The sequence below is a fragment of the Bradyrhizobium sp. BRP22 genome (assembly GCF_020194175.1).
In the GTDB taxonomy this organism is placed as follows: Bacteria; Pseudomonadota; Alphaproteobacteria; order Rhizobiales; family Xanthobacteraceae; genus Bradyrhizobium.
Genome location: NZ_JADYVX010000004.1, coordinates 154,044 through 179,437 on the forward strand (window position 1 = coordinate 154,044; position 25,394 = coordinate 179,437).

At 64.0% G+C, this 25,394-nt stretch carries 23 protein-coding genes; 11 read left to right on the forward strand and 12 right to left on the reverse strand.

The window, feature by feature from the left end; translation table 11 throughout:
* Positions 1-24: 24 nt before the first annotated feature.
* The 3 genes from I6F35_RS07455 to I6F35_RS07465 all read right to left on the reverse strand — a co-directional run bounded on the left by I6F35_RS07455 (position 25) and on the right by I6F35_RS07465 (position 4,162).
* Positions 25-1,032 carry a tripartite tricarboxylate transporter substrate binding protein gene (locus tag I6F35_RS07455; RefSeq protein WP_225117005.1) on the reverse strand — a complete coding sequence of 336 codons (1,008 nt, stop codon included), beginning with the start codon at positions 1,030-1,032 and terminating at the stop codon, positions 25-27.
* Positions 1,033-1,132: 100 nt separating this feature from the next.
* Positions 1,133-2,107: a TAXI family TRAP transporter solute-binding subunit gene (locus I6F35_RS07460; RefSeq protein ID WP_225117006.1), complete on the reverse strand. Its 975-nt coding sequence runs from the start codon at positions 2,105-2,107 to the stop codon at positions 1,133-1,135.
* A gap of 15 nt (positions 2,108-2,122) precedes the next feature.
* Positions 2,123-4,162, reverse strand: coding sequence for a TRAP transporter fused permease subunit (locus I6F35_RS07465; protein ID WP_225117007.1), 2,040 nt, complete (start codon positions 4,160-4,162; stop codon positions 2,123-2,125).
* A gap of 203 nt (positions 4,163-4,365) precedes the next feature.
* On the opposite strand from I6F35_RS07465, the gene I6F35_RS07470 reads away from it, so the two are divergent.
* Positions 4,366-5,169, forward strand: coding sequence for a glucose 1-dehydrogenase (locus I6F35_RS07470; protein WP_225117008.1), 804 nt, complete (start codon positions 4,366-4,368; stop codon positions 5,167-5,169).
* Positions 5,170-5,196: 27 nt separating this feature from the next.
* Here I6F35_RS07470 and I6F35_RS07475 read toward each other — a convergent pair whose 3' ends face one another.
* Positions 5,197-5,754 (reverse strand): DUF924 family protein, encoded by a 558-nt coding sequence (locus I6F35_RS07475; RefSeq protein ID WP_225117196.1) that lies wholly within the window; start codon positions 5,752-5,754, stop codon positions 5,197-5,199.
* 190 nt (positions 5,755-5,944) lie between these two features.
* Between I6F35_RS07475 and I6F35_RS07480 the strand changes: the two genes are divergently transcribed.
* Positions 5,945-6,925, forward strand: coding sequence for a LysR family transcriptional regulator (locus I6F35_RS07480; RefSeq protein ID WP_225117009.1), 981 nt, complete (start codon positions 5,945-5,947; stop codon positions 6,923-6,925).
* 98 nt (positions 6,926-7,023) lie between these two features.
* Here the strand turns inward: I6F35_RS07480 and I6F35_RS07485 are convergent, their stop codons facing one another.
* Complete coding sequence (locus I6F35_RS07485) at positions 7,024-8,568, reverse strand: sodium:proton antiporter (protein WP_225117010.1); 1,545 nt, start codon at positions 8,566-8,568, stop codon at positions 7,024-7,026.
* A gap of 203 nt (positions 8,569-8,771) precedes the next feature.
* Between I6F35_RS07485 and I6F35_RS07490 the strand changes: the two genes are divergently transcribed.
* From I6F35_RS07490 to I6F35_RS07515, 6 genes are all read left to right on the forward strand, one after another.
* Positions 8,772-9,476, forward strand: coding sequence for a tetratricopeptide repeat protein (locus I6F35_RS07490; RefSeq protein WP_225117197.1), 705 nt, complete (start codon positions 8,772-8,774; stop codon positions 9,474-9,476).
* Between the two features lie 125 nt (positions 9,477-9,601).
* Complete coding sequence (locus I6F35_RS07495; RefSeq protein ID WP_225117011.1) at positions 9,602-11,509, forward strand: propionyl-CoA synthetase; 1,908 nt, start codon at positions 9,602-9,604, stop codon at positions 11,507-11,509.
* Between the two features lie 192 nt (positions 11,510-11,701).
* Positions 11,702-11,971, forward strand: a complete 270-nt coding sequence (locus I6F35_RS07500) for a hypothetical protein (protein ID WP_225117012.1) — start codon at positions 11,702-11,704, stop codon at positions 11,969-11,971.
* 16 nt (positions 11,972-11,987) lie between these two features.
* Positions 11,988-12,194, forward strand: a complete 207-nt coding sequence (locus I6F35_RS07505) for a DUF6494 family protein (RefSeq protein WP_225117013.1) — start codon at positions 11,988-11,990, stop codon at positions 12,192-12,194.
* 339 nt (positions 12,195-12,533) lie between these two features.
* Positions 12,534-13,268 carry an OmpW family protein gene (locus I6F35_RS07510; RefSeq protein ID WP_225117014.1) on the forward strand — a complete coding sequence of 245 codons (735 nt, stop codon included), beginning with the start codon at positions 12,534-12,536 and terminating at the stop codon, positions 13,266-13,268.
* 163 nt (positions 13,269-13,431) lie between these two features.
* Positions 13,432-13,650: an alkylphosphonate utilization protein gene (locus tag I6F35_RS07515; protein WP_225117015.1), complete on the forward strand. Its 219-nt coding sequence runs from the start codon at positions 13,432-13,434 to the stop codon at positions 13,648-13,650.
* Between the two features lie 211 nt (positions 13,651-13,861).
* Here the strand turns inward: I6F35_RS07515 and I6F35_RS07520 are convergent, their stop codons facing one another.
* Positions 13,862-14,554 carry a cell cycle transcriptional regulator TrcR gene (locus I6F35_RS07520; RefSeq protein WP_225117016.1) on the reverse strand — a complete coding sequence of 231 codons (693 nt, stop codon included), beginning with the start codon at positions 14,552-14,554 and terminating at the stop codon, positions 13,862-13,864.
* A gap of 229 nt (positions 14,555-14,783) precedes the next feature.
* On the opposite strand from I6F35_RS07520, the gene ispH reads away from it, so the two are divergent.
* The 3 genes from ispH to rnhA are packed head-to-tail and all read left to right on the forward strand — an operon-like array spanning position 14,784 to position 17,203.
* Positions 14,784-15,752, forward strand: coding sequence for a 4-hydroxy-3-methylbut-2-enyl diphosphate reductase (gene ispH / locus I6F35_RS07525; RefSeq protein ID WP_225117017.1), 969 nt, complete (start codon positions 14,784-14,786; stop codon positions 15,750-15,752).
* Positions 15,753-15,758: 6 nt separating this feature from the next.
* The gene (locus tag I6F35_RS07530) at positions 15,759-16,739 is read left to right on the forward strand and encodes a homoserine kinase (protein ID WP_225117018.1); all 981 of its coding nucleotides are present in this window, start codon (positions 15,759-15,761) and stop codon (positions 16,737-16,739) included.
* Positions 16,736-17,203 carry a ribonuclease HI gene (gene rnhA, locus I6F35_RS07535; RefSeq protein WP_225117019.1) on the forward strand — a complete coding sequence of 156 codons (468 nt, stop codon included), beginning with the start codon at positions 16,736-16,738 and terminating at the stop codon, positions 17,201-17,203. The genes I6F35_RS07530 and rnhA overlap by 4 nt, the downstream gene beginning before the upstream one ends.
* A gap of 205 nt (positions 17,204-17,408) precedes the next feature.
* Here the strand turns inward: rnhA and I6F35_RS07540 are convergent, their stop codons facing one another.
* The 6 genes from I6F35_RS07540 to I6F35_RS07565 form a co-directional block, all read right to left on the reverse strand.
* Positions 17,409-17,894: a peroxiredoxin gene (locus tag I6F35_RS07540; protein WP_027579387.1), complete on the reverse strand. Its 486-nt coding sequence runs from the start codon at positions 17,892-17,894 to the stop codon at positions 17,409-17,411.
* A 108-nt stretch (positions 17,895-18,002) separates the two neighbouring features.
* The gene (locus I6F35_RS07545; RefSeq protein WP_225117020.1) at positions 18,003-18,557 is read right to left on the reverse strand and encodes a DUF924 family protein; all 555 of its coding nucleotides are present in this window, start codon (positions 18,555-18,557) and stop codon (positions 18,003-18,005) included.
* A 26-nt stretch (positions 18,558-18,583) separates the two neighbouring features.
* On the reverse strand, positions 18,584-20,272 hold the full coding sequence (locus I6F35_RS07550) for a long-chain fatty acid--CoA ligase (RefSeq protein ID WP_225117021.1): 1,689 nt from the start codon (positions 20,270-20,272) through the stop codon (positions 18,584-18,586).
* 138 nt (positions 20,273-20,410) lie between these two features.
* Complete coding sequence (locus tag I6F35_RS07555; RefSeq protein WP_225117022.1) at positions 20,411-21,871, reverse strand: D-alanyl-D-alanine carboxypeptidase family protein; 1,461 nt, start codon at positions 21,869-21,871, stop codon at positions 20,411-20,413.
* Between the two features lie 204 nt (positions 21,872-22,075).
* A complete protein-coding gene (locus I6F35_RS07560) occupies positions 22,076-23,854 on the reverse strand; it encodes a glucan ABC transporter ATP-binding protein/ permease (protein WP_225117023.1) in 1,779 nt (592 codons plus the stop codon).
* Positions 23,855-24,123: 269 nt separating this feature from the next.
* Positions 24,124-25,182, reverse strand: coding sequence for an ABC transporter substrate-binding protein (locus tag I6F35_RS07565; protein WP_225117024.1), 1,059 nt, complete (start codon positions 25,180-25,182; stop codon positions 24,124-24,126).
* Between the last annotated feature and the right edge of the window lie 212 nt (positions 25,183-25,394).

The window sequence follows — 25,394 nt, forward strand, 5'->3', positions numbered from 1 at the left end:
CGCGATCGATGCGGCTACCGATCGTCACTCCGGTTTGATGCCGGCGAATTTGGCGACCTTGCCCCATTTCTCGGTCTCTGCCAGCACGTACGCCTGCATATCTTCGGCCGAGCCGCCGGCGGGTTCGGCGCCGAGCTTGCGCAGGCGCGCAATCCCGTCCTCGGTCTTGAGGAATTTGTCGACGCTCGCATTGAGGCGATCGATGATCTCCTTCGGCGTCTTCGCGGGAGCCGCGATCGTGAACCAGGAAGCGGCTTCATAACCGGGGACGCCCGCCTCCGCGATCGTCGGAAGATCGGGCAATAGCGGCCAGCGCTTGGACGTGGACACTGCAAGCGGACGGATCTGTCCGGCCTCCGCGAAGGGCTGCGCGGCGGGCAGGTTGTCGATCATCAGATGCACGCGGCCGGCGATCAGGTCTGTCAGTGCCGGCGCGCTGCCCTTGTAAGGCACGTGCGTGATCTCGACGCCCGTCATCGAGCGGAACAGTTCGGTCGAGACATGAGCGGTGCTGCCAAGCCCTGGCGTGCCGAAGAACAATTCGCCGCGCTTCGACTTGGCGTAGTCGATCAGTTCGGCGACCGACTTCACCGGCAGCGAATTGGTGACCGAACAGAGATTGGGCACCCGCGCGATGATGATGACCGGCGCGATATCCTTCAGCGGATCGAACGGCATGTTCTTGAACACGAACGGATTGATCGCATGCGTGCCCGGCGTGCCCACGAGGAAGGTGTAGCCGTCAGGGTCGGCCTTGGCGACGGCGTCGGCCGCGATATTGCCGCCCGCGCCGGTCTTGTTCTCGACGATGAACTGCTGACCGAACTCTTCCGAGACCTTGGCCGCGACGACGCGGGCCAGGATGTCGGTGGTGCCCCCGGCGGCAAACGGCACCACGAGCTTGACCGGCCGCGTCGGCCATTCGGCGGCGCGTGCCAAATGCGGCAGCAGCGAAGCGCCGGCAAGTGCTGCGGTGCCGCGCAGCAGCGAGCGGCGGCTGAGAGGTGACGAAGCGACGGTCGAACAGCGCATTTGAAGGTCCTTGAGAGATGCGGAGGGGGAGGCGCCAAAAATCGAGCGGCGCACGATGGCGCCGCTCGGCGGTGGTCAGGAGTTGTGGTTGAGACGCGCGTTAGCCGCCGACACCCTTTTCCTTGAAATATTTCAGCGCGCCGGGATGGAACGGGATCGGGGAGCGATCCTGCGACTGGTTGTCGAGCGAGAAGCTTTCGGCCTCCTTGTGCACGGCGACGATGTCGGCCTTCTTTTCCACAAGCGTCTTGACGATCGCATAGGCATCGTCGTTGCTCATCTTGTCGCCGGTGACGATCAGGTTCCAGACCTCGGTGATGGAGTTGTCCTTGTCGTAGCCCGGATAGGAGCCCGCCTTGATCGTGCTGGGGGAATAGAGCTTGCCGTATTTGGCGTTCATCTTCTCGGCCAGATCGCCATGGTCGATCAGTTTCATCTTGATGCCGGGGGTCGCGGCCAGGTCGGTCACCGCCGCGGTCGGAATGCCACCGACCCAGAAGAACGCATCGATCTTGCGGTCCTTGATGGCGTTGACGGATTCGGCAACGCCAAGCCGCTCGCGCTTCATGTCCTTGTCCTTGTCGAGGCCGGCGGCTTCGATGACACGGAACGCCATCACTTCGGTGGCGCTGCCGGGCGAACCGGTCGAAACGCGCTTGCCCTTGAGGTCAGCCATGGTCTGGATGCCGGTGCCTTCGACGGTCACCACATGCATGCGGTTCGGATAGACCACCAGCAGCGCCTGCAGCGGCACCTTGTTGTTCTTGAACTTGTCCTGACCCTGCAGCGCATCGAGCGCGGCATCGGCCATGGTGAAGCCCATTTCGCTCTGTCCGGTGCCGATCAGCTTGAGATTGTCGACCGAGCCGCCGGTGACCTCCGCGGTGGCCTGCACGTTGGGAAGATTCTTCGAGAGCACGTTGGCGACCGCGCCGCCGAGCGGATAGTAGACGCCGCCGGTGCCGCCGGTCCCGATCGACATCGTTTTCTGCTGTGCATGGACGAGGCCGGCGAAAGCGAGACCGGCCGAAATCGTCACGGCCAGTATCGCTACAGTCTTTTTCAGTTTCTTCATCGTATCACTCCCTGACTAAATCGTAAGCGCCGGTCTTGTCGGCGTCGGCGTTCTGGCCTGCCACAGCAATACGCCGAGGCCGATGATGAGACCGGGCACGTAGGTGTAGCTGATATCGCGGCCGATCATCCATTCGACGATCGCTTCGATCAAACTCGGAAACACCAGCAGCAATCCGGATAGCAGAAGCAGGCCGCTCTCGACCGGCGTATTTTGTCGCAGTGCCCAGTTCTGGGCAAACGCGGCGAGCGCCAGCAGGCCGATGGTGGTCTTGATCGTGATTTCGAGGATATCGACCCACGAGCCGCCTTTGGGGATCGACAGCAGCAGACCGACGCCCTGCGGGTCGAGCACGAACACAAACGGCACCAGGAACGCCGGCAGGGTATATTTCCATGACTGCAGCGTCGTGCGGTAAGGGTCGCCGCCGGTGATGGCGGCAGCCGCGAACGGAGACAGCGCTGTCGGCGGCGACACCTCCGACAGCACGGCGTAGTAGAAGATGAACATGTGCGCGGCGTAATCGGGCACGCCGAGCTTGATCAGCGCCGGTGCTGCGATCACCGCGCAGATGATATAGGAGGCGGTCACCGGCACCGCGAGACCGATGATCCAGACAATCAGCGAGGTATAGATCGCGGTCAGCAGCAGGCTGCCGCCGGCGTAGCTGATCACGATCGACGAGAATTTGAGCCCAAGACCCGTCAGCGTCACGATGCCGACGACGATGCCGGCGCATGCGCAGGTGGTTGCGGCATTGAGCGCGCCGATCGAGCCGTCGGCCAGCGCCTTCACCAGCTTCGAGGGCATCAGCGCGGTTTCTCTTCGCAGGAAGCTCAGCGCGAAGGTGACCACGATGGCGTAGAACACCGACAGTGACGGCGAATAGCCGATGATCATGAACACCACGACGGCGGCCAGGGAGACGAAGTGGAAGCCGTAGCGCTTCGTCATCTGGCCGAGCGTCAATTCCGGCGTGAAGCTGACGTCCTTGGCGCCGAACTTGCGGGCGTCCAGTTCGACCATGAACAGCAGCGACATGTAATAAAGGCAGGTCGGGATGGTCGCCATCCAGATCACGTCGAGATAGCTGATCTTGAGAAACTCGGCGATCAGGAACGCGGCCGCCCCCAGCACCGGCGGCGACAGGATCGCGCCCAGGCCACCGGCCGCCAGCAATCCGCCGGCGGCGTTTCTCTCGAATCCTGCCTTGGCCAGCATCGGATAGGCCACGGTGCCGATCATGACGGTGGTGGCCACGCCCGAGCCGGATGGCCCACCGAGCAGGAACGACGACAGCACCACCGTCCGCCCGGCGCTGTTCGGCTTGCCGCCCATCAGCGCCAGCGAGAAGTCGATGAAGAACTTCCCGGCGCCGGATTGCTGCAGGAATGCGCCATAGATCGTGAACAGAATGATCAGCGTGGCTGACACATCGACCGCGACGCCGAAAATGCCTTCCAGCGTGATGAAGAGATGGCCGACCAGGCGGGTCAGGTCGTAGCCGCGGTGGGTCCACGGTGCCGGCAGGTGCGGACCGAGCATCGCATAGGCGATGAAGAACAGCGACACCACGGGCATGATGGGTCCGGTGGTGCGCCGCGTCGCCTCCAATAGCAGCACGATGAAGACAATGCCGACGATGACATCCAGGTGGTCGGGCGTGGTGGCGCGGTCGGTGAAGTCCTCGCCGCCCCACAGCGCATAGACGATGGTTGCGACCGCAACGATGCCCGGCACGATGTCCCACCAGCGGACGCGGTTGCGAAACCGCGTGGCCAGCGGAAACAGCAGGAAGCTCAGCACCAGCGTGAAGGCGACATGGGTATAGCGAAGTTCCTGGGTAGGAACGATCGCGTAGGCCGCATAGAGATGGAACAGGCTCATGACCACTGCGATCGTGGTCGAAATGCGTCCCGCCCAGCCCATCAGGCGGTTGGTCGCGCCTTCCTCAGCCTCGACGAAGGTTTCCGCCTTGTGCAGCGCCTCCTCGGATATGGGGACGACGTCGTCACCGGGCGACGATTTGCCTGACGGTCGGCCTTCTGTGGTCATGCTTCCCCCGGAACGTTCTCATGCGGCCCGGCTGGACGGCCGGGGTCTTGGGCGGCGCATTCATGCCCGTTTGGGCAAGCGTTGCAAGGGTTGAGCGTGCGACTTTGGGATGATGCATGCGGACTTTGCATTGGGCACGCCTCCCGCATTGGGTTGACCGCGGGCGCCGCGCTGCAATACGAACAACGACAAGGGAGAAACCAATGGATCGGCTCAAGGGCAAAATCGCGATGGTGGTCGGCGCCGGCTCGATCGGGCCGGGCTGGGGCAATGGCAAGGCGACCGCCGTCACCTTTGCGCGCGAGGGCGCCAGCGTGTTCTGCGTCGACCGCAACGGGGCAGCCGCGGAAGAGACCGCCGGCATCATCACCGGCGAGGGCGGCAAGGCAGTGGCGTTCGCTGCCGATGTCTCTCGTGCAGCCGAGGTCGAGGCGATGGTTGCGGCATGCCTGAAGACGTACGGCCGCATCGACGTGCTCGACAATAATGTCGGCATCGCCGAGATGGGCAGCGTGGTCGAGGTGAGCGAAGCGGAATGGGACCGCGTCTTCGCCGTCAACCTCAAGAGCGCCTATCTGGCGATGAAGCACGTGATTCCCGTGATGCAGAAGCAGGGCGGCGGCTCGATCATCAACATCTCCTCGATCGCCTCGATCCGCCATCTCGGCATCTCTTACGTCACCTACGCCACCACGAAAGCGGCGATGAACCAGATGACGCGCACCACGGCGGTGCAGTTCGCACGCGACCATGTGCGCGTGAACGCGATCCTGCCCGGCCTGATGAAGACGCCGATGGTGGCGCATTCCGCCGGCCTTGCCGCCAGCTATTCCGCCGGCGACGTAGAGGAGATGTGGCGCGCGCGCGACGCCCAGGTGCCGATGGGCCACATGGGCGAAGCATGGGACGTCGCCAATGCGGCGTTGTTCCTGGCTTCCGACGAATCGAAATATATCACCGGCATCGAGCTCGTCGTCGACGGCGGGATCACCTGCAAGGTCAGTTGATCCGGCGCTATCGCGCGAAGCTTTTCATCATCCGGCATATCCGCCCCGATCGAGGAAATCCTCTTCCTCGATGGTCATGCTGCGGCCGAGAATCGGGTTGCGGTGGGGAAAACGACCAAACCGCTGGATGATGTCCCTATGGCGCCGTGCGTTTGAAGCGCCGGGCTCTCCGAGTTGCCGGAACAAGGCGACCGAGCGGGACTGATCGGCGATATCTTCCGAATGCGCGAATGGAAGGTAGATGAAGGTCTTGAGATCGTCCGGAAGGCGCTGATCCAGCTCTTTGACAATCGCGTTGTCGGCAATTCCGCGGGCATGGGCATCGCTTGCATACATCCGCGGCGTGCTGCGGAAGGCGTTGCGAGGAAACTGATCCAGCAGGATGATCAATGCCAGCGCGCCATTCGGCGTCGCTTGCCAGCCCTCGAGTTCGCCTCGCAGGGCAGCTTCGTGCGCGTCCAGGAATCTCTCGCGAAAAAGCCGGTCGAACGCAGCGTCCTTGGCAAACCATAGTGCGGGACCGGCCTCCCGCCAGAAGGCAACGACCTGTTCCGCCGTAGCAGGATGCGCCTCGGCCACACGCAAATCCCTGCCGGCATGAAATTCCTGTTCGACAAAGCCCTCGCGACTTGCCGCGGCGCTGCTGATTTCCTGGCGGAATGACATGCCTTGCTCCTGCTGGCCGACCATGGACGCAACCGAAAGCCCGGCTCCGTCAGTTGCCGCCAAACTGGCCGTTGGAACGTCATGAATCCAATGATATGATTTGTACGATATGCTGAACGAAATTAATCTTGCCCGAACCGATCTGAACCTGCTGACGCTGTTCGAGGTAATTTTTCGAGAGCGCCATGTCGGCCGTGCCGCCGTGCGGCTCAACCTGACGCCATCGGCCGTCAGTCACGGCCTCGCGCGGTTGCGGCGTCTGCTCAACGATCCCCTGTTTCTGCGCACGCCGAAAGGTGTGGTGCCGACGGCGCGCGCCATGGCGCTGGCGGAACCGATCGCGGAGGTGCTGGCGCGTGCCCGTCACGTGCTTGCCGGAGCAGAAGCGTTCGACGCGGCGAAATCAGTGCGGCGTTTCGTTATCGGCGCCCCGGACGGTGTCTCCTCCGTGTTCCTGCCGCCGCTGCTTACGGCATTGCAAAGCCGCGCTCCGGGAATCGACATCGGGCTGCGGCAATTGCTGCCGCCGCGGGGCGGGCAGTCGGTCGAGCATGCATGGATGCCGGTTCTTGCCGAACTGGAGAGCGGGACGATGGATATCGCTGTCGCGCCGATCGACCGTGCTCCGCCGCGCTTTGTCGCCCGCCTGCTTTATGAGGAGGATTTCGTGGTGGTCGCACGTCCGCGTCATCCGTTCGCGGTGCGGCCGACACTGGAGCGGTTCTGCCGCGCGCAGCATCTGGTCGTCTCGATGACGGCAGACGCCCACGGCTTCGTCGATGAGCTGCTGGCAAAACAGGGCCTCGTCCGTCGCGTCGCGCTCACCGTGCCCGATTTCGCGTCCGGTCTCGCACTGATCGCAGAGAAGGGGTTGATCGCTACGATGCCACGGCGCTTCGTAGCCATGCATGCCCCGCGCTTCGCGGTGGTAAGCAGGGACGTGCCATTGCGGCTCCGCAGCTTCTCGATCCGCGCCGTCGCGCCGAAGGCCGCACTGATGGATGCGGGCCTCGCCTGGCTGTTCGACCTCTTGTGCGAGGTGGCCGGGACCGGGCCGGTCAAGCGCGGCGGCCACGCAACGCCTCGCTAGAGCGTTTTCGAGCGAAGTGGACACGGTTCGCGTGAAGAAAACGCGTCAAAACAAGAATCTAGAGCTTCGGTTCTGATTCAATCAGAACCGAAAATGCTCTAGGCCTGCGCGCTCAATTCCGCACGATCGAGCTCCTCCTCGATCAGGTGGAAGGCATCGTCGCCGATCTCCTCCGATTCACGCAAGCTCAAGAGCGATTGCCGGGCGGCGCTGATCGCGCGGCGCCTCAAGGGATCGGCGGGAAGTTCGCTCGACGTGACGCCGCCGCTCGGATCGGTGTCGGCGCGCATCAGAAGCGCGCGATACTCCAGCCTGAGGATTTCGGCCTCTTCGGACGGATCGCTGTCGATCTCCTCCAGCGCGGCGCGAAAGACGATGGTGCGGGCGCGCGCAGCCTCGGTCGCCACCGGGTCGTCGTCCTTCAGACGCAGCGCCAGGATCAAGGGCCGCAGGGTCAATCCCTGGATCACCAGCGTTCCAAGGACCACCGAAAAGGCGGTCAGCACAATGAGGTCGCGATACGGAAAATCTTCCGGCAGCGCAAAAGCGGCCGCCAGCGTGACGATGCCGCGCATGCCGCACCAGGACACGATGATGCCGCCCTTGACCGTCGGTGGCGGCGCGGCGCGCCGGGGATGAAACAGCCCCCACGCCACCAGCCGCCTCACGACGGCGCCATAGCTCATCACCCAGCCGATGCGCGCCAGGACGACGGTCGCCAGCACGCTTGCGGCAAAGGCGCAATATTGGACGCGCACGATCTCGTCGAGCCCGGCCCAGACCGGTTTGAGCTGCATGCCGATCAGCATGAAGGCGAGGACGTTGAGCACGAACACCACGGTCTCCCATACTGCGTAGGACGGCACGCGCAGCCGTGCCGGCATCAGCGCCGGCGCGGTGCGCGCCATGGTGATGGCGTAGACGACGATCGTGAGGATGCCGGACAGGCCGATCCGCTCGGCGATGATCCACGCCATGAACGTGCCGCCGAACTGGGTGATGATCGCGCTCGGCGCGTAAGTCATGCGGCGCATCAGCAACATCGAAAGCCGGGCGAACAGATAGCCGGCGATCAGGCTGCCGATGACTGCCAGCACGAGCGACGGCGCTAGTTCACGCAGCTTCAGGTGATCGACCGCGACGGCGCCGACGGCGATACGATAGATCAGCAGCGCGCTGGCGTCATTGAGCAGGCTTTCGCCTTCGAGGATCTTCAGCAGCCGATAGGGCAGGTTCACCTGGCGCAGCACCGTGACCGCGGCCGCCGCGTCCGGCGGCGCGACGATGGCGCCCAATGCGACCGCCGCGGCCCATGGCATGTCCGGCTTCAGCCAATGCGCGACCAGTGCCACGGCGGTGGTCGTGGTGCCGACCGCCGCCAGCACCAGCATCGATACCGGCAACCAGTTGTTGCGGAGGTCGCGGACCGACGTATCGAACGCGGCGTCGAGCAGCACCGGCGCCACGAACAGCGCCAGCGCGAGACTGGGTTCCAAGGTCCAGGACGGCCCCGCCGGCAGGAAGGTCAGCAGCACGCCGCCGACCGCAAGAAAGGTCGGATAGGGCACGTTGATCCGTCGCGCCACCGCCGACAGCGGAATGGCGACGAGCAGCAGGACGATGATCCATTCGAAGGTTGACACGCGTCGAATTCCCGTTGGCAGTCGCTCGTTAATCTAGCATCTATTTGCGCGGCTATAAGCAAGCGAAGAATCGCGACAAATCTCCCGCTGTGCGGGGGAGGCGTCATTTGCTACCATCGGCTCGAGATCAAGAATTCCGGCCGGACCAATCGATGCACTTTTGGCTCTTCAACCGATGCGTCATTGTCGCGTCGTGCCTTGGCATGGCGCTCGCGCAGCATGCACTTGCAGCCAGCGTCGAGCCGCTCAAGGACGTGCAGGCCGATCCGGCGCCATGCCTCGCTGCCGCCGGCGCAAATGATGACGACAAGGTCGTCGCTCTCTGTACTGAGCTGATCGACAATGAAAACGCCGAAAAGGCCGATCGCGCCAAGGCGCTGGTCGTGCGTGGTGACGCCTATGCGCGAAAGGACATGGTCGACCGCGCGATCTCCGATTACGATTCCGCGCTCGGGCTGGATCCGACCCTTGCCGATACTTTCAACGCGCGCGGCGAGCTCTGGCGCAGGAAGGGCGACCGACCCAAGGCACTCGCTGATTTCGGCGCGGCGATCAAGCTGAACCCGGATCATGCCGCGGCGCGCGCGAATTATAAATCGCTGGCGCTGGAGCTCGAGCGTCTGGGCGCGCTGATGGCCGTTGCCGGCAAGCCGAGTTTCAACTGTGCCAGGGCTCGCCGCACCGTGGAAAAGGCCATCTGCGCCAATCCCGAGCTCGCCGATCTCGACCGCGAGATCTTCGCGGCGAATGCCAGGGTGGTCCGCGAGGCCGAGAACCCGCGTGCCGCCCGCGCCCTGCAGCGCGAGCAGGACGAATTCATCGCCCGCCGCAACGCCCAGTTCGGTCGCCCCGGCTACGACCTGCACAAGGCGATGCAGCAGCGGCTTCAGAAGCTGAATGGGGGTTAATGGACGTTAGTTGCGGCGACAACCCCTGCGCTTTCGGCTTGAAACCGCGCCGCTTACCGTGACAATGGCGGCAAGAATGCCATTCGCCTGCCTCGATGAGGCCGGCGACCGCCGGGAGGAACGCCATGAACATTCACAAGAGCCGCTATCATGAGGTCCATGCCCGCTCGCTGGCTGATCCTGATGGCTTCTGGGGCGAGGCCGCGCGGGAGATCGACTGGATCGAACCGGCCAAGAAAATCTTCGATCCCTCGATCGGGGTCTATGGGCGCTGGTTCACCGGTGCGGTCGTCAACACCTGCTACAACGCGCTCGACCGCCACGTCGCGGGCGGCCGCGCCGAACAGGTCGCATTGATCCACGATTCCCCGCTTACCGGCAGCGTCACGAAGTTCACCTATGCCGAACTTCTGAAGGAGGTGCAGACGCTCGCTGCGGTCATGCAGGATTTTGGCGTTGTGAAGGGCGACCGCGTCATTCTCTATATGCCGATGGTGCCGGAAGCGGTGGTGGCGATGCTTGCCTGTGCCCGCATCGGCGCGGTGCACAGCGTGGTGTTCGGCGGTTTTGCCGCAAAGGAGTTGGCCAGCCGCATCGACGACGCCAAGCCGAAGCTGATCTTTTCGGCAAGCTGCGGCATCGAGCCCGGCCGCATCGTGCAGTACAAGCCGCTGTTGGACGAGGCGATCAAGCTTGCCGGCGCCAAGCCGCAAGGCTGCATCATCGTGCAGCGCCCGCAGCATGGTTGCGAACTCACGGCCGGCCGCGATCGCGACTGGGCCGATCTGCGCCGTGCCGCGCTCGATGCCGGCAAGGCCGCGCCTTGCATCCCGGTGCTCGCGACCGACCCGCTCTATATCCTCTACACTTCGGGCACGACGGGAATCCCGAAGGGCGTCGTGCGCGACAATGGCGGGCATCTCGTTGCGCTGAAGTGGTCGATGTTCAATCTCTATGGGGTCAAGCCGGGCGAGGTCTGGTGGTGCGGCTCCGACATCGGCTGGGTCGTCGGCCACAGCTATATCGTCTACGGCCCGCTGTTCCATGGCGCGACCTCGATCATGTACGAGGGCAAGCCGGTCGGCACACCTGATGCGGGCGCGTTCTGGCGCGTGATCTCCGAGCACAAGGCGGTTGCATTCTTCACGGCGCCGACGGCCTTCCGTGCTATCCGCAAGGAGGATCCGGAAGGCAAGTTCATCCGGAAATATGATCTCTCAAGCTTCCGCACGCTGTTCCTCGCCGGCGAGCGCGCCGATCCGCCGACGGTGGAGTGGGCGGAGGCGCAATTGAAGGTGCCGGTGATCGATCATTGGTGGCAGACTGAGACCGGCTGGTGCATCGCCGGCAATCCGGTGGGGCTCGGCATGCTCCCGGTCAAGCACGGCTCGCCGGCGGTGCCGATGCCGGGCTATCAGGTCGACGTCGTCGACGAAGCCGCGCGTCCGGTGCCTACGGGCACCATGGGCTCGATCGTGATCAAGCTGCCGATGCCGCCCGCCTGCCTGCCGACGCTGTGGCAGCAGGACGAGCGCTTCAAGGAAGCCTATCTCACCGAATTCCCTGGCTATTACAAAACCTCGGACGCCGGCTACAAGGATGAGGACGGCTACGTCTGGGTGATGGGCCGCACCGACGACATCATCAATGTCGCCGGCCACCGGCTCTCCACCGGCGGCATGGAAGAAATATTGGCCTCGCATCCCGATGTCGCCGAATGCGCCGTGCTCGGCATCAGGGACGCGATCAAGGGCGAGGTGCCTTGCGGCTTCCTGGTGCTGAAGGCCGGCGTGAGCCGCCCGCCCGTGGAGATCGAGAAGGAGATCGTGGCATTGGTGCGCGAGAAACTCGGTCCTGTCGCCGCCTTCAAGCTCGCGATCACCGTCGGCCGCCTGCCGAAGACGCGCTCCGGAAAGATCCTCCGCGGCACCATCAAGAAGATCGCCGATGGCGAGGCCTGGTCCATGCCGGCCACGATCGAGGACCCCAAGGTGCTCGACGAAATCGGCGACGCGCTGAAGGGAAGGGTGTAGTTTCCCCATCGTCATTCCGGGGCGATGCGAAGCATCGAACCCGGAATCTCGAGATTCCGGGTTCGCGTCTGCGACGCGCCCCGGAATGACGGTGCCGGCGTGCGATATCCATCATCTCTGGCAGAATGCCTTTATTTCGATGGATTGCCGGGTCAAAGCGCGACTACGACGACACGAATGAATGGACGGCTCATGCGACGTAATTCAATGCGGTTTTCCATCGCTCTCCTGCTGCTCGCGCCACTGCTCGTCGGCTGCCTCGAGCGGAGAACGGCGCCTCTGGCCGAGGCCGCCGGCGATGACGACGCGTTCTGTCGCGCCAACAACGTTCAGCAGGGCTCGCCGGAATATGTCGCCTGCCGCAAGGACCGCGACGTCCAGCGGCAGAACGCCGAAGCGAGGACCGACCGTCGGCAGCGCAATCTCGCCGAAGACATGCTGAACAATCCGGTGAGGCCATGAGCAGAGGAGGACCGTCATGAACGAAGACGTCTTCAACGAAAGCCTGCGCCGCTTCCTCAAGCGCGTCGGCATCACCTCGCAGCGCGAGATCGAGAAGGCCGTGCGCGACGCCATCGAATCCGGTCGCCTCAAGGGCAACGAAAAGCTCGCGGCGAGGATGACGCTGACGATCGACACCGTCGGGCTGAAGCACGAAGTGACGGAAGAGATTGCGCTCGGGTAGCGCTGCGCGGATTTCCGCCGTCATGCGCGCCGCCGGGGCGGCCGAACGGCCGTCCGATGACAGGCTCCGGCGGGCATCCAGTATTCAGCGCTGGTTGTGCTTGAACCAAAGGGCGACCGTGTATTGGATACACCGCAGGCGCGGGTATGACGAGCGAGGCAGCGCGTTACCGCTACGACTTAATCGCATCAGCGGCTGCCGTGATACTTTTGCAACGGCGCGACTTAATCGCATCATGTTCCGGTTGGTTTGATCCGCATCAAATCCTTCACCGTCCCGCTTCTGGTCTGACAGAGGCGACGCGCGACTTTCCGCGCGGACTTGGCGATGGGGAATTTGATGAGAACAAGAACAATTGTGACGGCGTCGCTGCTGGTGTTTGCGGCGGCGTTCGGTGGGGCTGCCATGTCGGCGCAGGCTGCGGATCTGGCGCCGGTCTACAAGGCCAAGGCGCCGCCGCCGGTTGAAAGCTTCAACCCCTGGATGATCCGCGTGCGCGCGCTCGGCGTGCTGCCGGATGCGGGCGGCAGCTCGGTCAACGTCTTCGGTGTCCCGGGCCTGTCGTCGCCGAATTCAGGGCTTTCGATCAGCGATCAGGTGATTCCGGAGCTCGACATCACCTATTTCTTCACCCCGAACATCGCCGCCGAACTGATCCTCGGCGCGACCAGGCATCACATCAGCGGCACCGGGACGCTCAACGGGCTCGACATCGGTAAGGCATGGCTGCTGCCGCCGACGCTGACCCTGCAATATCACTTCACCGAACTCGGTGCGTTCAAGCCGTATATCGGTGCCGGCATCAACTACACCGTGTTCTTCAACCAGTCCGCGGCCAACATGCCGGTCGGCGGCCTTGCGGTGACGGATCTGCACATCAGTAACCAGGTCGGCGCCGCGGTCCAGTTCGGCTTCGACTACATGCTCGACCGCCATTGGGGCCTCAACGTCGACGTCAAGAAGCTGTGGCTGCGGCCGGATTATTCGGCAACCGTCAACAACGCCATTCCAGTCACCGGCCGCGCCAATATCGATCCATGGCTGGTGGGCGGCGGCGTCGTCTACAAGTTCTGACGCCGCAGGGGCGGGCGGCGCCGGGAGCCGGGCCCGGCGCCGTATCCGCTTTGGCTTTGAGCCATCTGCCGAACAGCATGAGGTGACGGACGAGATCGTCCTGCGCTAAGGGAGATCGGTCAAGTCATCCCCTCATCTCAGCGCTCATCGCGGAAAGCACCACATGGACATCAAGGTCAGGGATTCAAACGGCACGCCGCTCGCCGAAGGCGACAGCGTCACGCTGATCAAGGACCTGAAGCTGAAAGGCTCGTCCACCGTCTTGAAGCGCGGCACGGTGATCAAGAACATTCACCTCACCGACAACGAGGACGAGATCGAAGGCCGCACCGACAAGGTCAAGGGCCTGGTGTTGCGCACGGAGTTCTTGAAGAAGGCGTGAGCAGCGGCCATCCGCCCGCCGTCATCACCCGCGAAAGCGGGTGATCCAGTATTCCAGAGACGTCAATCGTCGGACCGATAAGCTGCCGCGTACTGGATACCCCGCATTCGCGGGGTATGACTATTGAGTGGGCGTTTGCTGCATCGCTCCAAACAGAAGCGCGCCGGGTATCCCGCCGCGTTCGCATTTCGATGCTCGAAGCGAACCAGGCTTATTCCTGCTCTTCCTTCTTGCCGCCGATCGTCTTCAGCTTGGCGAACACGGCGTCGACGTTGAGGTCGTCGCGCTGCTTTTCGGTCGGCTCGAATTCCGGTTCCTTCCGCGTGGTCTCGGAGGCCGGCAGCAGCGTGGCGCCACCATAGGTGGATGCAGCGGGCTTCTCCTTGGCCGCGCGCTGCACCTCGAAATCGAGCTCGATCTGCGAACACAGGCCGAGCGTCACCGGGTCCATCGGGGTCAGCGTCGAGGTGTTCCAGTGGGTGCGGTCGCGGACGCTGGCGATCGTGGTCTTGGTGGTTCCGACCAGCCGCATGATCTGGGCGTCCTTCAGCTCGGGGTGATTGCGGACCAGCCACAGAATCGCGCTCGGCCGCTCGTGGCGGCGGGACACCGGGGTGTAGCGTGGGCCCTTCCGCTTGGCGGCCGGCGGCAGCGCCACCTTGCTCTCACCGAGCCTGAGGCGGTAATTGGGGTCCTTTTCGCCCTTTTCGATCTCGTCGCGGCTCAATTGGCCGGTCGAGATCGGGTCCATGCCCTTGATCCCCTGGGCGGCGTCACCGTCGGCGATGGCGCGGATCTCCAAGGGGTGCATCTTGGTGAAATCGGCGACCTGGTCGAAGGTCAGCGCGGTATTGTCGAGCAGCCAGACGGCGGTCGCCTTGGGCATCAGAGGTGCGTTGCTCATGGCAAATCTCCTTTGTGCTTCGCCCACCTCTTTGGAGGCGAAACCTGCGGGTCATCAGCGATGACGGGAATTCAACCCTATATAAGCCTTCGGGTACCGATGACGCAATGGTTCTGCTAAACTGCCTTGACACCGACCGAAACCAAGCCCAAGTCGGGGCTCAAGCCCTAACCTAACTGACCGTTCCCTGCCCGCCGGCAAGGGGTGATTCGGTCGCGAGATCACTCCCATGCCAGCCAAACCAGACCTGAGAATCGTGCTTTGTTCGCCACGCGGCTTCTGCGCCGGGGTGGTCAGGGCCATCGACACCGTGGAACGGGCGCTGACCATCTATGGCGCCCCGGTCTATGTCCGCCACGAGATCGTCCACAACAAATATGTCGTCGACGGGCTGAAGAAGAAGGGCGCGATTTTCGTCGAGGAACTGGCTGAAATCCCGGAAAATACCAGCGCGCCGGTGGTGTTTTCGGCCCATGGGGTTCCGAAATCGGTTCCGGCGGATGCGCAGGCACGCCATTTGTTCTCGCTGGACGCCACCTGTCCGCTGGTCACCAAGGTGCACCGGGAAGCCGCGATCCATTTCAAGCGCGGCCGGGAGATCCTGCTGATCGGGCATTCCCACCATCCGGAGGTGGTCGGCACGCTCGGCCAGTTGCCGCCGGGCGCCGTGACCCTGATCGAGACCGCCGAGGACGCCAAGACCTTCACCCCGAAGGACCCCAACAACCTCGCCTTTGTGACCCAGACCACGCTGTCGATCGACGACACCGCCGAGATCGTCGCGCTGCTGAAAGAACGCTTCCCGAACGTCAACGGGCCGCACAAGGAAGACATCTGCTACGCCACCACCAACCGCCAGCTCGCGGTCAAGAAGGTGGCGCCGGTGGTCGACGCGCTGATCGTCGTCGGCGCGCCGAACTCCTCCAACTCGCAGCGCCTGCGCGAGGTCGCCGAGCGCGAGGGCTGCCCGATCGCGGTGCTGGCGCAGCGCGCCAGCGATATCGACTGGGAACGCTTCGAGGGCATCAAGAGCCTCGGCATCACCGCCGGCGCCTCGGCCCCGGAAGTGATCGTCGAAGAGATCATGGACGCCTTCGCCGAGCGCTATGAGTTGCATGTCGAGACGGTCTCGGCCGCGGAAGAAAACGAGTTCTTCCCGCTGCCGCGCTCGCTGCGTCCCGAAGCTGCCGCCGAGTAGTCCTTTATGGCGGTCTACACCGACGTCGCCGCCGAAGAGCTCGCGGAATTCCTCAAAAGCTACGATATCGGCGATCTCCTCTCCTACAAGGGCATCGCCGAGGGCGTCGAGAATTCGAACTTCCTGCTGCATACGAGCCGCGGCTCGTTTATCCTCACGCTCTATGAAAAGCGCGTGGCGGAGGATGATCTTCCCTATTTCCTGTCGCTGATGGCGCATCTGGCCGAGCGCGGCGTGAGCTGCCCGCAGCCCGCGCGAAACCGCAACGCCGAAGTCTATAGCCGGCTCGCCGGCCGGCCGGCGGCGATCATCAATTTCCTCGAGGGCATGTGGCCGCGGCGCCCGAATGTCGGGCATTGCGGCGCCGTCGGCGAGGCGCTGGCGAAGATGCATCTTGCCGGACTGGATTTTCCGATGTTCCGGCAGAATCCGCTCTCGGTTGCCGGCTGGCGTCCGCTGTTCGATCTTGCCAGCGCGCGTGCCGACAGCGTGCAGGCCGGCTTGCGTGATTTCGTCGAGCGCGAGCTTGGCTATCTCGAGGCGAACTGGCCCACCGATCTGCCGGTCGGCGTCATCCACGCCGATCTGTTTCCGGATAACGTGTTCTTCCTCGGCGACAGGCTGTCCGGCCTGATCGACTTCCCGTTCTCCTGCAACGACATCCTGGCCTATGACGTGGCGATCTGCCTCAATGCCTGGTGCTTCGAGCCGGATCATTCCTTCAACGCGACCAAAGCGCGCGCGCTGCTGAATGCGTATGGCCGGGCGCGGCCGTTGTCGCAAGGAGAGCAGGCTGCGCTGCCGCTGCTCGCGCGCGGCGCCGCGTTGCGCTTCCTGCTGACGCGGCTGGTCGATTTCCTCAACGTGCCACCGGGCGCGCTGGTGAAGCCCAAGGACCCGCTGGAATATGTGCGCAAGCTGCGCTTCCAGCAGAGCGTGAAGACGCTCGGCGACTACGGCGTGACGCAGGCAGGGTGCGTGGCGTGAGCGAAAAGCCGCACGTGATCATCTTCACCGATGGCGCCTGCTCCGGCAATCCCGGCCCGGGCGGCTGGGGCGCGATCCTGAAATTCGGCGAGGTCGAGAAGGAATTGAAGGGCGGCGAGACCCATACCACCAACAACCGCATGGAATTGATGGCGGCGATCTCGGCGCTGGAGGCGCTGAAGAAACCCTGCGTGGTCGATCTCACCACCGACAGCCAATATGTCCGCCAAGGCATCACAGGATGGATCTTCGGCTGGAAGCGCAACGGCTGGCGCACCGCCGACAAGAAGCCGGTGAAGAATGTCGAGCTATGGCAGCGTCTCGATGCCGCGCTGAAGCCGCACGAGGTGCGCTGGCACTGGATCAAGGGCCACGCCGGCCACGCCGAAAACGAGCGCGCCGACCAGCTCGCCCGCGACGGCATCGCCATGGCGCGGTTGAAGGAGAAGGTCGGCGGTTCGTAGTTGGTGGTGGGCAACGAGACTTCTTGCGCCGCGGTTCAAACGAGTTCGGCGGAAGCGTGCCCACCATCCTACACGCTGTCATCGCCCGCGAAGGCGGGCGATCCAGTATTCCAGAGAAGCTGGAGAGAAGACGGAGAAGCCGCCGCTTACTGGATCGCCCGGTCAAGCCGGGCGATGACAGCGCGCTTGTGGCGACGTCGTCGTCTCACAGCTGCGCCAGCAGCGTGTCGCCGCCGGAGACCTCGACCTTGCCCGGGGCCGGTTCGAGGTTGAGCTTTTTCACCACGCCGTCCTCGATCAGCATCGAATAGCGCTTGGAGCGGATGCCGAGACCATTACCAGACGCGTCGAGCTCCATGCCGATCGCCTTGGTGAAATCGGCATTGCCGTCGGCGAGGAACAGCGCTTCATCGCGCTGGTCGGTGTCGCGCTTCCACGCATTCATCACGAAAGCATCGTTGACCGAGACGATCGCAATGGTGTCGACGCCCTTGTCCTTGATCGCGTAGGCGTTGAGGAAGATGCTCGGCAGGTGCATCTTGTGGCAGGTGCCGGTGTAGGCGCCGGGCACCGCGAACAGCGCCACCTTCTTGCCCTTGAAGACATCGTCGGTGGTCCGCACCTGCGGACCTTCCTCGGTCATCACGCGAAACTTGGCATCCGGCAGCTTGTCGCCAACTTGGATCGTCATCGTCCATTCTCCCTGACTGAGCTGGAGTTTTGTAGACCGTGCAGCCTGCGGGCACAATATTCGCAAGGTCCAAAACTGCAACGGCCGCGTATATTCACCGTTCCGTCATCATCCGGAAAAACCGCCCTCGTCGAGAAAGGCCTGCTCGTCGGGCGTGGTTGCGCGTTCCAGGATGCGGTTGCGGTGGGGAAAACGCCCGAACCGGCGGATGATCCCGGCGTGGTGCTCGGCATATTTCAACTGCTCCGCATTGCCGACATTGCGGAACAGTTCGATGCAGCGAAGCTGGTCGGGCAGATGCTCCGAATGCATGAAGGGCAGATAGAGGAATTCGAGCAGGTCGGGATCGACCCGCGCATCCACCCCGCGATCGATGGCGCGGCGTGCCACCTCCCGCGCCAGCGCGTCGCTCGAATAGGCCAGCGCATTGCCGCGGAACATGTTGCGGGGAAACTGGTCGAGCACGATGACGAGCGCCAGCGCGCCGTCATCGCTCATCTCCCATGATGATAATTCGCCGCCCGCCGCCTTCCGCCACAGGTCGAGATAGCGATGGCGCAATTCTGCATCGAACGCATCGTCGGGCGTGTACCAGCGATCGCTGCCGGCCGCGCGCCAGAATGCCAGGATCTCCGCCGGCGTGACGTCGCGCGCGTCAGTCATGGTTCGAACGTCCGCTCGCGCGCGGTTCAGGCCGCGGCCGCTGGCTTGTTCTCGTCGCGCAACTCGCGGCGCAGGATCTTTCCGACATTGGTCTTCGGCAGCTCGGTCCTGAACTCGATCTGCTTCGGCACCTTGTAATTGGTGAGCTGGGTGCCGCAGAACTTGATGATCTCCTCGGCGGTGAGGCTCGGATCCTTGCGGACGATGAAGGCTTTGACGGCCTCGCTGGTCTTGGCGTCGGCGACGCCAATCACGGCGCATTCGAGCACGCCCGGATGGCTCGCGATCACTTCCTCGATCTCGTTCGGATAGACGTTGAAGCCGGAGACCAGGATCATGTCCTTCTTGCGGTCAACGATCTTGGTGTAGCCGTTCTCGTCCATCACTCCGATGTCGCCGGTGCGGAAATAGCCGTCGGATGTCATCACCCGCGCGGTCTCGTCCGGCCGGTTCCAGTATCCCGACATCACCTGCGGGCCCTTGGCGCATATCTCTCCGGGCTGGCCGAGCGGCAGTTCATTGCCGTCATCGTCGCGGATCGAGAGATATGTCGAAGGCACGGGCAGGCCGATCGAGCCGGAGAACTTGTCGGTGTCGGCAGGATTGCAGGTCAACGTCGGCGAAGTCTCCGATAGCCCGTAGCCCTCCGACAGCGCGCAGCCGGTCACAGCGAGCCACCTCTCGGCCACCGGCTTTTGCGTCGCCATGCCGCCGCCAAAGGAGGTCTTCAGCTTGGAGAAATCCAGCTTGTCGAAGCCCGGTGTGTTGAGCAGGCCATTATAGAGCGTATTGACAGCGGGGAAGCTGTTGATCTGGTATTTCGCGAGCTCCTTGACGAAGCCGGCGAGGTCGCGCGGATTCGGGATCAAGAGGTTGACGCCGCCGGCGCGCACCGCCAGCAGGTAGCAGGCGGTCAGCGCGAAGATGTGGTAGAGCGGCAGCGCGCAGACGATGAAGAGCTGGTCGACATGCGGCGGCTTCTTCAGCGCCGGCTGCAGCCAGGCGTCGTTCTGCAGCACGTTGGCGACAATGTTGCGGTGGAGCAGGGTGGCTCCCTTGGACACGCCGGTGGTGCCGCCGGTGTATTGCAGAAACGCGACATCATCGGGCGTGATCCTGGGCCGGTTGAGCTTCAGGTTGCGGCCTGCGGCGATAGCGCTATTGAACGGGACGGCGCGCGGGATCGAGAACGGCGGCACCATCTTCTTCACCCGCCGTACCACCAGGTTCACGATCACGCCCTTGAAGCCGAGCAGGTCGCCCATGCTGCCGACGATGACGTGCTTGACCGAGGTCTTGCCCAGCACCTGCTGCACGGTGGCGGCGAAATTCTCCAGGACGATGATGGCTTCCGCGCCGGAATCCTTGAGCTGATGCTCGAGCTCGCGCGGGGTGTAGAGTGGGTTGACGTTGACGACCGCATATCCCGCACGCAACACTGCGGCGGTCGAGATCGGATATTGCAGCACGTTCGGCATCATCAGCGCGACGCGCGCGCCCTTGGCAAGACCGAGGCTCTGCAGATAGGCGCCGAGCGCGGTCGACATCTCGTCGAGCTCGCGATAGGTGATCGCCTTGTCCATGCAGATGAAGGCCTTGCGATCGGCGAACTTCGCAAAGCTTTCCTCGAGCAGCTCAACCAGCGATGAGTATTGCGTGACATCGATGTCGGCGGGCACGCCGGCCGGGTAGTGCTTGAGCCAGATGCGCTCCATGGAAAATCCCCTCTTGTTGCCTCCGGCTCGTTGGCCCGGACTGCCTTGTTTTGGGCAGTATTGGGCTAGCCGGACGCCGATGGCAAGCCGCCCGCGCCTGTTCGACGCATCAGCAAATCGTGGGATGTTGCGGCGCGGTTAACTGGCCGGCTTGGCGTCGTTCTTCGGCTTGGCGACCGCCTTCGGCTTCGCAGGTTTGGCGGCGGGCTTGTCGCCCGCGGCGGCAGCCGGCTTCTCCGAGGGCTTGGCGGCGGCGCTATCCGACTTGGCATCCGATTTGGCATTGGCATGCCGGGCGGCCGGCTTCGCTGCTGGTTTGGCGTCCGACTTGGCCGCTTCCTTGGTATCTGCCTTGCTATCCGTCTTGGCCTGCTTTGCGTCTGGCTTGCCATCCGACTTGGCGTCGGCAGAGGCGTCCGGCTTCTTGCCCGCGACATGGGTCTTCTTCTTGCGCGGCTTTGGCGCGTCCTTATCGGCATCCGCCGCTACCGCGGCGATCAGCGCCGCGCCCGTCCGGGTCGGGCCGGTATAGACCACGACCGGCTCGGAGGGCTCCGGCGGCTGCGCCAGCAAGTCGGCCGGCTTGAAGACCGGCGGCGGCAGGGCGGCGGCGAAGAAGGTCGCGCCGGTCTCGCCGCTACTGCTGCTGCTGGCGACCGTGTCCTCGTCTTCGTCGCTGGCGGGCCGCTTGCGCTTGGGGCCGCACATCTCGTCGCGCAGATTCGGCGGCGAGGCGTCGATCGGTACCAGATTCTCTACCGTGCCGAGCGAGGGCTTGAGCCACGACAGCCCGTTGTTGCCGAAGCCCCGATCGAGCAGTTGCGCCGCGCGCACCGCCCGCATGCGGCCCGACGAGGCACCAAGCACCACCGCGATCAGTCGCTTGCCGTCACGCGTGGCCGACGCCACGAGGTTGTAGCCGGAGGCGCAAATGAAGCCGGTCTTGAAACCGTCGGCGCCGGGATAGCGGCCGATCAGGCGGTTGAAGTTCTGCGTGATCCGGCGGCCGAAGCGGATCGAGGGGATGTGCACGAAATATTCGTATTCGGGGAGGTCGCGGATGATGGCGCGGGCGAGGATCGCAAGGTCGCGCGCCGAGGTGATCTGGCCATCCGCCGGCAGTCCGTTCGGATTGACGTAGCTCGTCTGCGTCATGCCGAGCTTTTGCGCGGTGTCGTTCATCATCGCGGAGAAGCCGTCGATCGAGCCGCCGACGCCTTCGGCGAGCACGACCGCCATGTCGTTGGCCGATTTCACCAGCATCATCTTCAGCGCATTGTCGACGGTGACCTGCGTGCCCGGACGGAAACCCATCTTCGACGGCGACTGCGAGGCCGCCGTCGGCGAGACCGTGAGCAGCGTGTCGAGCGAGATGCGCCCGTCCTTCACCGCCTTCAGCGTCACATAGGCCGTCATCAGCTTGGTGACCGATGCCGGATACCAGGGCATGGTCGCGTTGTCGGCCTGCAGCACCTTTCCCGTATCGGCTTCCACCACCAGCAGGGCCTCTGCGTTGCTCGCGCGCGGCGCGAGAGCGAAGGCCGTGGCGGCGACGAAGAGGAGAAGCGATCGGCGAAGCAGCGGGCGAAGAAGGTGCACTATCCTGGTCCGGTCCTGATGAAGATCCGCCTTGAACAAGGGGTTTTCAGATGTGACGTTCGGGTTTCAGCGTGTCCGGCGCGGGCGCATTTGCAGTGGTGCAAACCCTATACTGGGTCGCCTTTGGAGAACAGAGGCCGGCCGATTTAATCGTGGACGAAACCGGCCGAATTTCGACAATTCCGCGGCCCCCCCGACCGCGGCCTATTCCGCCTGCAGGCTCGCCCGCGCGTTCTCCTGGACCATGAACTGGGCTCGCGCAAGATCGGCAAAACGGCCGCCTTTTGCGACCAGTTCATCGAAAGTTCCGCTTTCGATCACCCGGCCATTGTCAAACATCAGGATGCGGGTGGCATGGCGGATGGTGGAGAGGCGGTGCGCGATCACGAAGGTGGTGCGACCCTTCATCACTTCATCGAGAGCGGCGTTCACCTTGGCCTCGGTGACGGCGTCGAGCGCGCTGGTCGCTTCATCCAGGATCAGGATCGGCGGGTCCTTGAGCAGCGCGCGGGCGATCGACAGGCGCTGCCGCTCGCCGCCCGAGAGCATGCGGCCGCGCTCGCCGGCATGGGTGTCGAATCCCTTCTCGCCGCGCTCGATGAATTCCAGCGCCTGCGCCCGCGCCGCGGCCGTGCGAAGCTCCTCGTCCGTGGCATCGGGCTTGCCGACGCGCAGGTTCTCGGCAATCGAGCGGTTGAACAGCAGCGCCTCCTGGAACACCACGCCGATGTTCCTTCGCAGCGCCGTCAGCTTCAGCGCGCGGATATCCATGCCGTCGATCTTGATGATGCCCGACTGCGGATCGAAGGCGCGGTGCAACAGCGCGATCGCGGTCGACTTGCCGGCGCCGGTCGGGCCGACCAGCGCGATGGTCTGGCCGGGCAGCGCGGTGAAGGTCAAATCCTCCACCGCCGGCCGCTTGCCGTCATAGGAGAAGGAGACGTCGTTGAATTCGATGAGGCCCGACAGCCGGCCGGCGTCGACTGCGCCGGGGCGATCGCGCACCGCTGGCACCGCGTCGAGCACGTCGAAGAATTCCTTCAGCCGCGGCGCTTCCATGAACACGTTGTTGATGAAGCTCACCACCTGCTCGAGCTTCTGGATCAGCATGGTCGCGAACGAGACGAACATCACGATCTCGCCGACCGAGGTCAGCCCTTGCTGGTTCAGCACGATGCCGACGGTGAAGATCGCAAGCACGGTGACGGTGGTGGAGGCGCGGGTGATCACCGTCACCAGCGCCCACCACGACAGCACGGGCATTTGCGCGGCGAGCAGCTTGTCGGCGACGAAGCGCAGGCCCTGCACCTCCGAATCGATGCGGACGAAACTCTGCACCAATGCGACATTGCCGAGCGCGTCGGAGGCGCGCGCGGAGAGGTCGCTGTAATGCTCCTCGACCTCGCTCTGCATGCCGTAGGTCTTGCGCACCACCAGCGTGGTCAGCACGGTGAAGACGACGCAGAGCGCGAACAGGAGGATCGCGAGCCGCCAGTTGATGTAGAGCGACAGCGGCAACAGCACGACCAGCGACAGGATGGCGGCGAAATGCTCGCGGAAGAAGCCGAGCCAGAGCCGCCACAGCGCGTCCGTGCCGTTCAGCATCACCTTCATCAGCCGTCCCGAATGGGTGCCGGTGTGAAAGGTCAGCGGCAGTTGCAGGATGTGCTCGAAATAATCGGTCAGCACCGCCTGGCGCTGGCGGTGCGCGAGCCGGTCGGCATGCAGCGCCACGACGGCACCACACCCGATGGTGAACAGGCCGAACGCGACCCAAGCCGCGAGCAGCGGCCATGGCGAGGTGGACGCGATCAGCCCGGTGACCGGCTTGCCCGAGAGCACGTCGACGATCTTGCCGAACAGCACCGGCTCGGCGAATTGCGCGCAGGCGAGCAGGAGATTGGCGCCGGCGAGGATCCAGCCGAGCCGCGCCTCCTTGCCAAGCAGTTCGAGCACGCGGACGTAAAGACGAAGCAGCGACATGCCGCCATCTAATCAGGGATCGCACGCAAGAACCAGAGCGCGATGGTTTCGCGAAGATATTATCCACGTTGCGCAAGTAATGTGATCCTGCGGGGCCGCGCCTTCCAGCCTCATCCTGAGGAGCTTGCGCAGCAAGCGTCTCGAAGGATGGGTCGCGGGCAATATTGCGGCCTCATGGTTCTCAAGGCGATGCGCAGCATCGTCCGGAGACGCGCCTGACGGCGCTCCTCACCATGAGGGGCTGACGCTTGCGCGTAGGAAAAATTTACTCAATTCACCGCACGCCCGTCTGGCGGCGGCAGGAACGCGTCATCAAAAATGTCGGCTGCGGTCGGCCGCTTCTGGAATTTGAAATCCTCGGCGATCTGATCGATCGACCGCTCGAACCGCTTCGGATCGATGCCGCCGAGGCCGTGATGCCTCACTTCCGTGGTGAGAATGTTGTCGCCGATGATGGCGCGCAGCCGCTCGGACTCCAATTCGCGCGACCCGCCATCCATGCGGCTGACCACCTCGGTCACCGCTCGCGCGGGGTCCTTGATCACAAGATGCGTTCCTGTGATCACCGCCCGCACAAAGCCCTTCACGGCGTCGGGCTTGGCGGCCGCCAGATTCGGATTGACGATCAGCGCCGCGCCATAGGCCTCGCAGCCATATTCGGAGAAGCGCAGCACCGCGAGATCGTCCGCCGGCACGCCGCGGTCGCGCAGGTTGATCGGCGACAAATAGGAGAAGCCGGTGACGGCATCGACCTGTCCCGCCGACAGCATCGGTTCGCGCACCGCTGCGCTGATGCTGCTCTGCTTCACGCTTGCCAGCTTGATGCCGTTCTGCCTGGCGACCGCAGGCCACAGCCGGATCGAGAGATCGCCCTCGGCAACGCCGAGAGTCTTGCCCTCGACGTCGGAGAGTGCGCGGATGCCGCGGCTCCTGCGCGCGATGATGGCGTAGGGCGCGTGGTTGAACAGCACGAAGATCGCCTTGATCGGCGCCGCGCTCTGCCGGTCGCGCGCGCGGATCAGCGTGTTGATGTCGACCAGCGCGAAATCGCTCATCCCCGCGCTGACGCGCGCGATCGCGTCTTGTGATCCGCTGGCGATGTTGGTGGTGACGGCTAGCCCTTCTGTGCTGAACAAGCCGCCGACCGCTGCCATCACGAAGGGCGACACTGCCGCGTCGATCGGGCGGTCGAGCGTAAGCTGGATCGTGATCGGCTGCTTGGCTGCGCCTGCGCTCTGTGCGCGGCTTGCGCCAGACCACAGGCTGCTGCCGAAGCCCATCGCAAGGCCCAGGAAATCGCGGCGGGTGGAAATCCGGGTTACGCGCATGATGCCGTCAGGAGACGCGAGACAATCTGTCGCGCTGGCTATGTCTGTTTCGTGACGCTGAACGCGCGTTTTCGCGCGTTCAGCGGTGCCATTCTGCCGCTTCTAACCTGAATGCTTGATGACTGCCACGATTTCGCCAGGGATCGTTCAGCCTGCATTTGGTTTGGGGAACTTAGGATCGTACCCGTGGTTGGCTATTACGGCCCGACGGG

Excerpts from the sequence above, each read along its gene's own strand:
- I6F35_RS07455 (WP_225117005.1), bottom strand. The coding sequence starts at position 1,032 with ATGCGCTGTTCGACCGTCGCTTCGTCACCTCTCAGCCGCCGCTCGCTG.
- I6F35_RS07460 (WP_225117006.1), bottom strand. The coding sequence starts at position 2,107 with ATGAAGAAACTGAAAAAGACTGTAGCGATACTGGCCGTGACGATTTCG.
- I6F35_RS07465 (WP_225117007.1), bottom strand. The coding sequence starts at position 4,162 with ATGACCACAGAAGGCCGACCGTCAGGCAAATCGTCGCCCGGTGACGAC.
- I6F35_RS07470 (WP_225117008.1), top strand. The coding sequence starts at position 4,366 with ATGGATCGGCTCAAGGGCAAAATCGCGATGGTGGTCGGCGCCGGCTCG.
- I6F35_RS07480 (WP_225117009.1), top strand. The coding sequence starts at position 5,945 with ATGCTGAACGAAATTAATCTTGCCCGAACCGATCTGAACCTGCTGACG.
- I6F35_RS07490 (WP_225117197.1), top strand. The coding sequence starts at position 8,772 with ATGGCGCTCGCGCAGCATGCACTTGCAGCCAGCGTCGAGCCGCTCAAG.
- I6F35_RS07495 (WP_225117011.1), top strand. The coding sequence starts at position 9,602 with ATGAACATTCACAAGAGCCGCTATCATGAGGTCCATGCCCGCTCGCTG.
- I6F35_RS07500 (WP_225117012.1), top strand. The coding sequence starts at position 11,702 with ATGCGACGTAATTCAATGCGGTTTTCCATCGCTCTCCTGCTGCTCGCG.
- I6F35_RS07505 (WP_225117013.1), top strand. The coding sequence starts at position 11,988 with ATGAACGAAGACGTCTTCAACGAAAGCCTGCGCCGCTTCCTCAAGCGC.
- I6F35_RS07510 (WP_225117014.1), top strand. The coding sequence starts at position 12,534 with ATGAGAACAAGAACAATTGTGACGGCGTCGCTGCTGGTGTTTGCGGCG.
- I6F35_RS07515 (WP_225117015.1), top strand. The coding sequence starts at position 13,432 with ATGGACATCAAGGTCAGGGATTCAAACGGCACGCCGCTCGCCGAAGGC.
- I6F35_RS07520 (WP_225117016.1), bottom strand. The coding sequence starts at position 14,554 with ATGAGCAACGCACCTCTGATGCCCAAGGCGACCGCCGTCTGGCTGCTC.
- ispH (WP_225117017.1), top strand. The coding sequence starts at position 14,784 with ATGCCAGCCAAACCAGACCTGAGAATCGTGCTTTGTTCGCCACGCGGC.
- I6F35_RS07530 (WP_225117018.1), top strand. The coding sequence starts at position 15,759 with ATGGCGGTCTACACCGACGTCGCCGCCGAAGAGCTCGCGGAATTCCTC.
- I6F35_RS07540 (WP_027579387.1), bottom strand. The coding sequence starts at position 17,894 with ATGACGATCCAAGTTGGCGACAAGCTGCCGGATGCCAAGTTTCGCGTG.
- I6F35_RS07545 (WP_225117020.1), bottom strand. The coding sequence starts at position 18,557 with ATGACTGACGCGCGCGACGTCACGCCGGCGGAGATCCTGGCATTCTGG.
- I6F35_RS07550 (WP_225117021.1), bottom strand. The coding sequence starts at position 20,272 with ATGGAGCGCATCTGGCTCAAGCACTACCCGGCCGGCGTGCCCGCCGAC.
- I6F35_RS07560 (WP_225117023.1), bottom strand. The coding sequence starts at position 23,854 with ATGTCGCTGCTTCGTCTTTACGTCCGCGTGCTCGAACTGCTTGGCAAG.
- I6F35_RS07565 (WP_225117024.1), bottom strand. The coding sequence starts at position 25,182 with ATGCGCGTAACCCGGATTTCCACCCGCCGCGATTTCCTGGGCCTTGCG.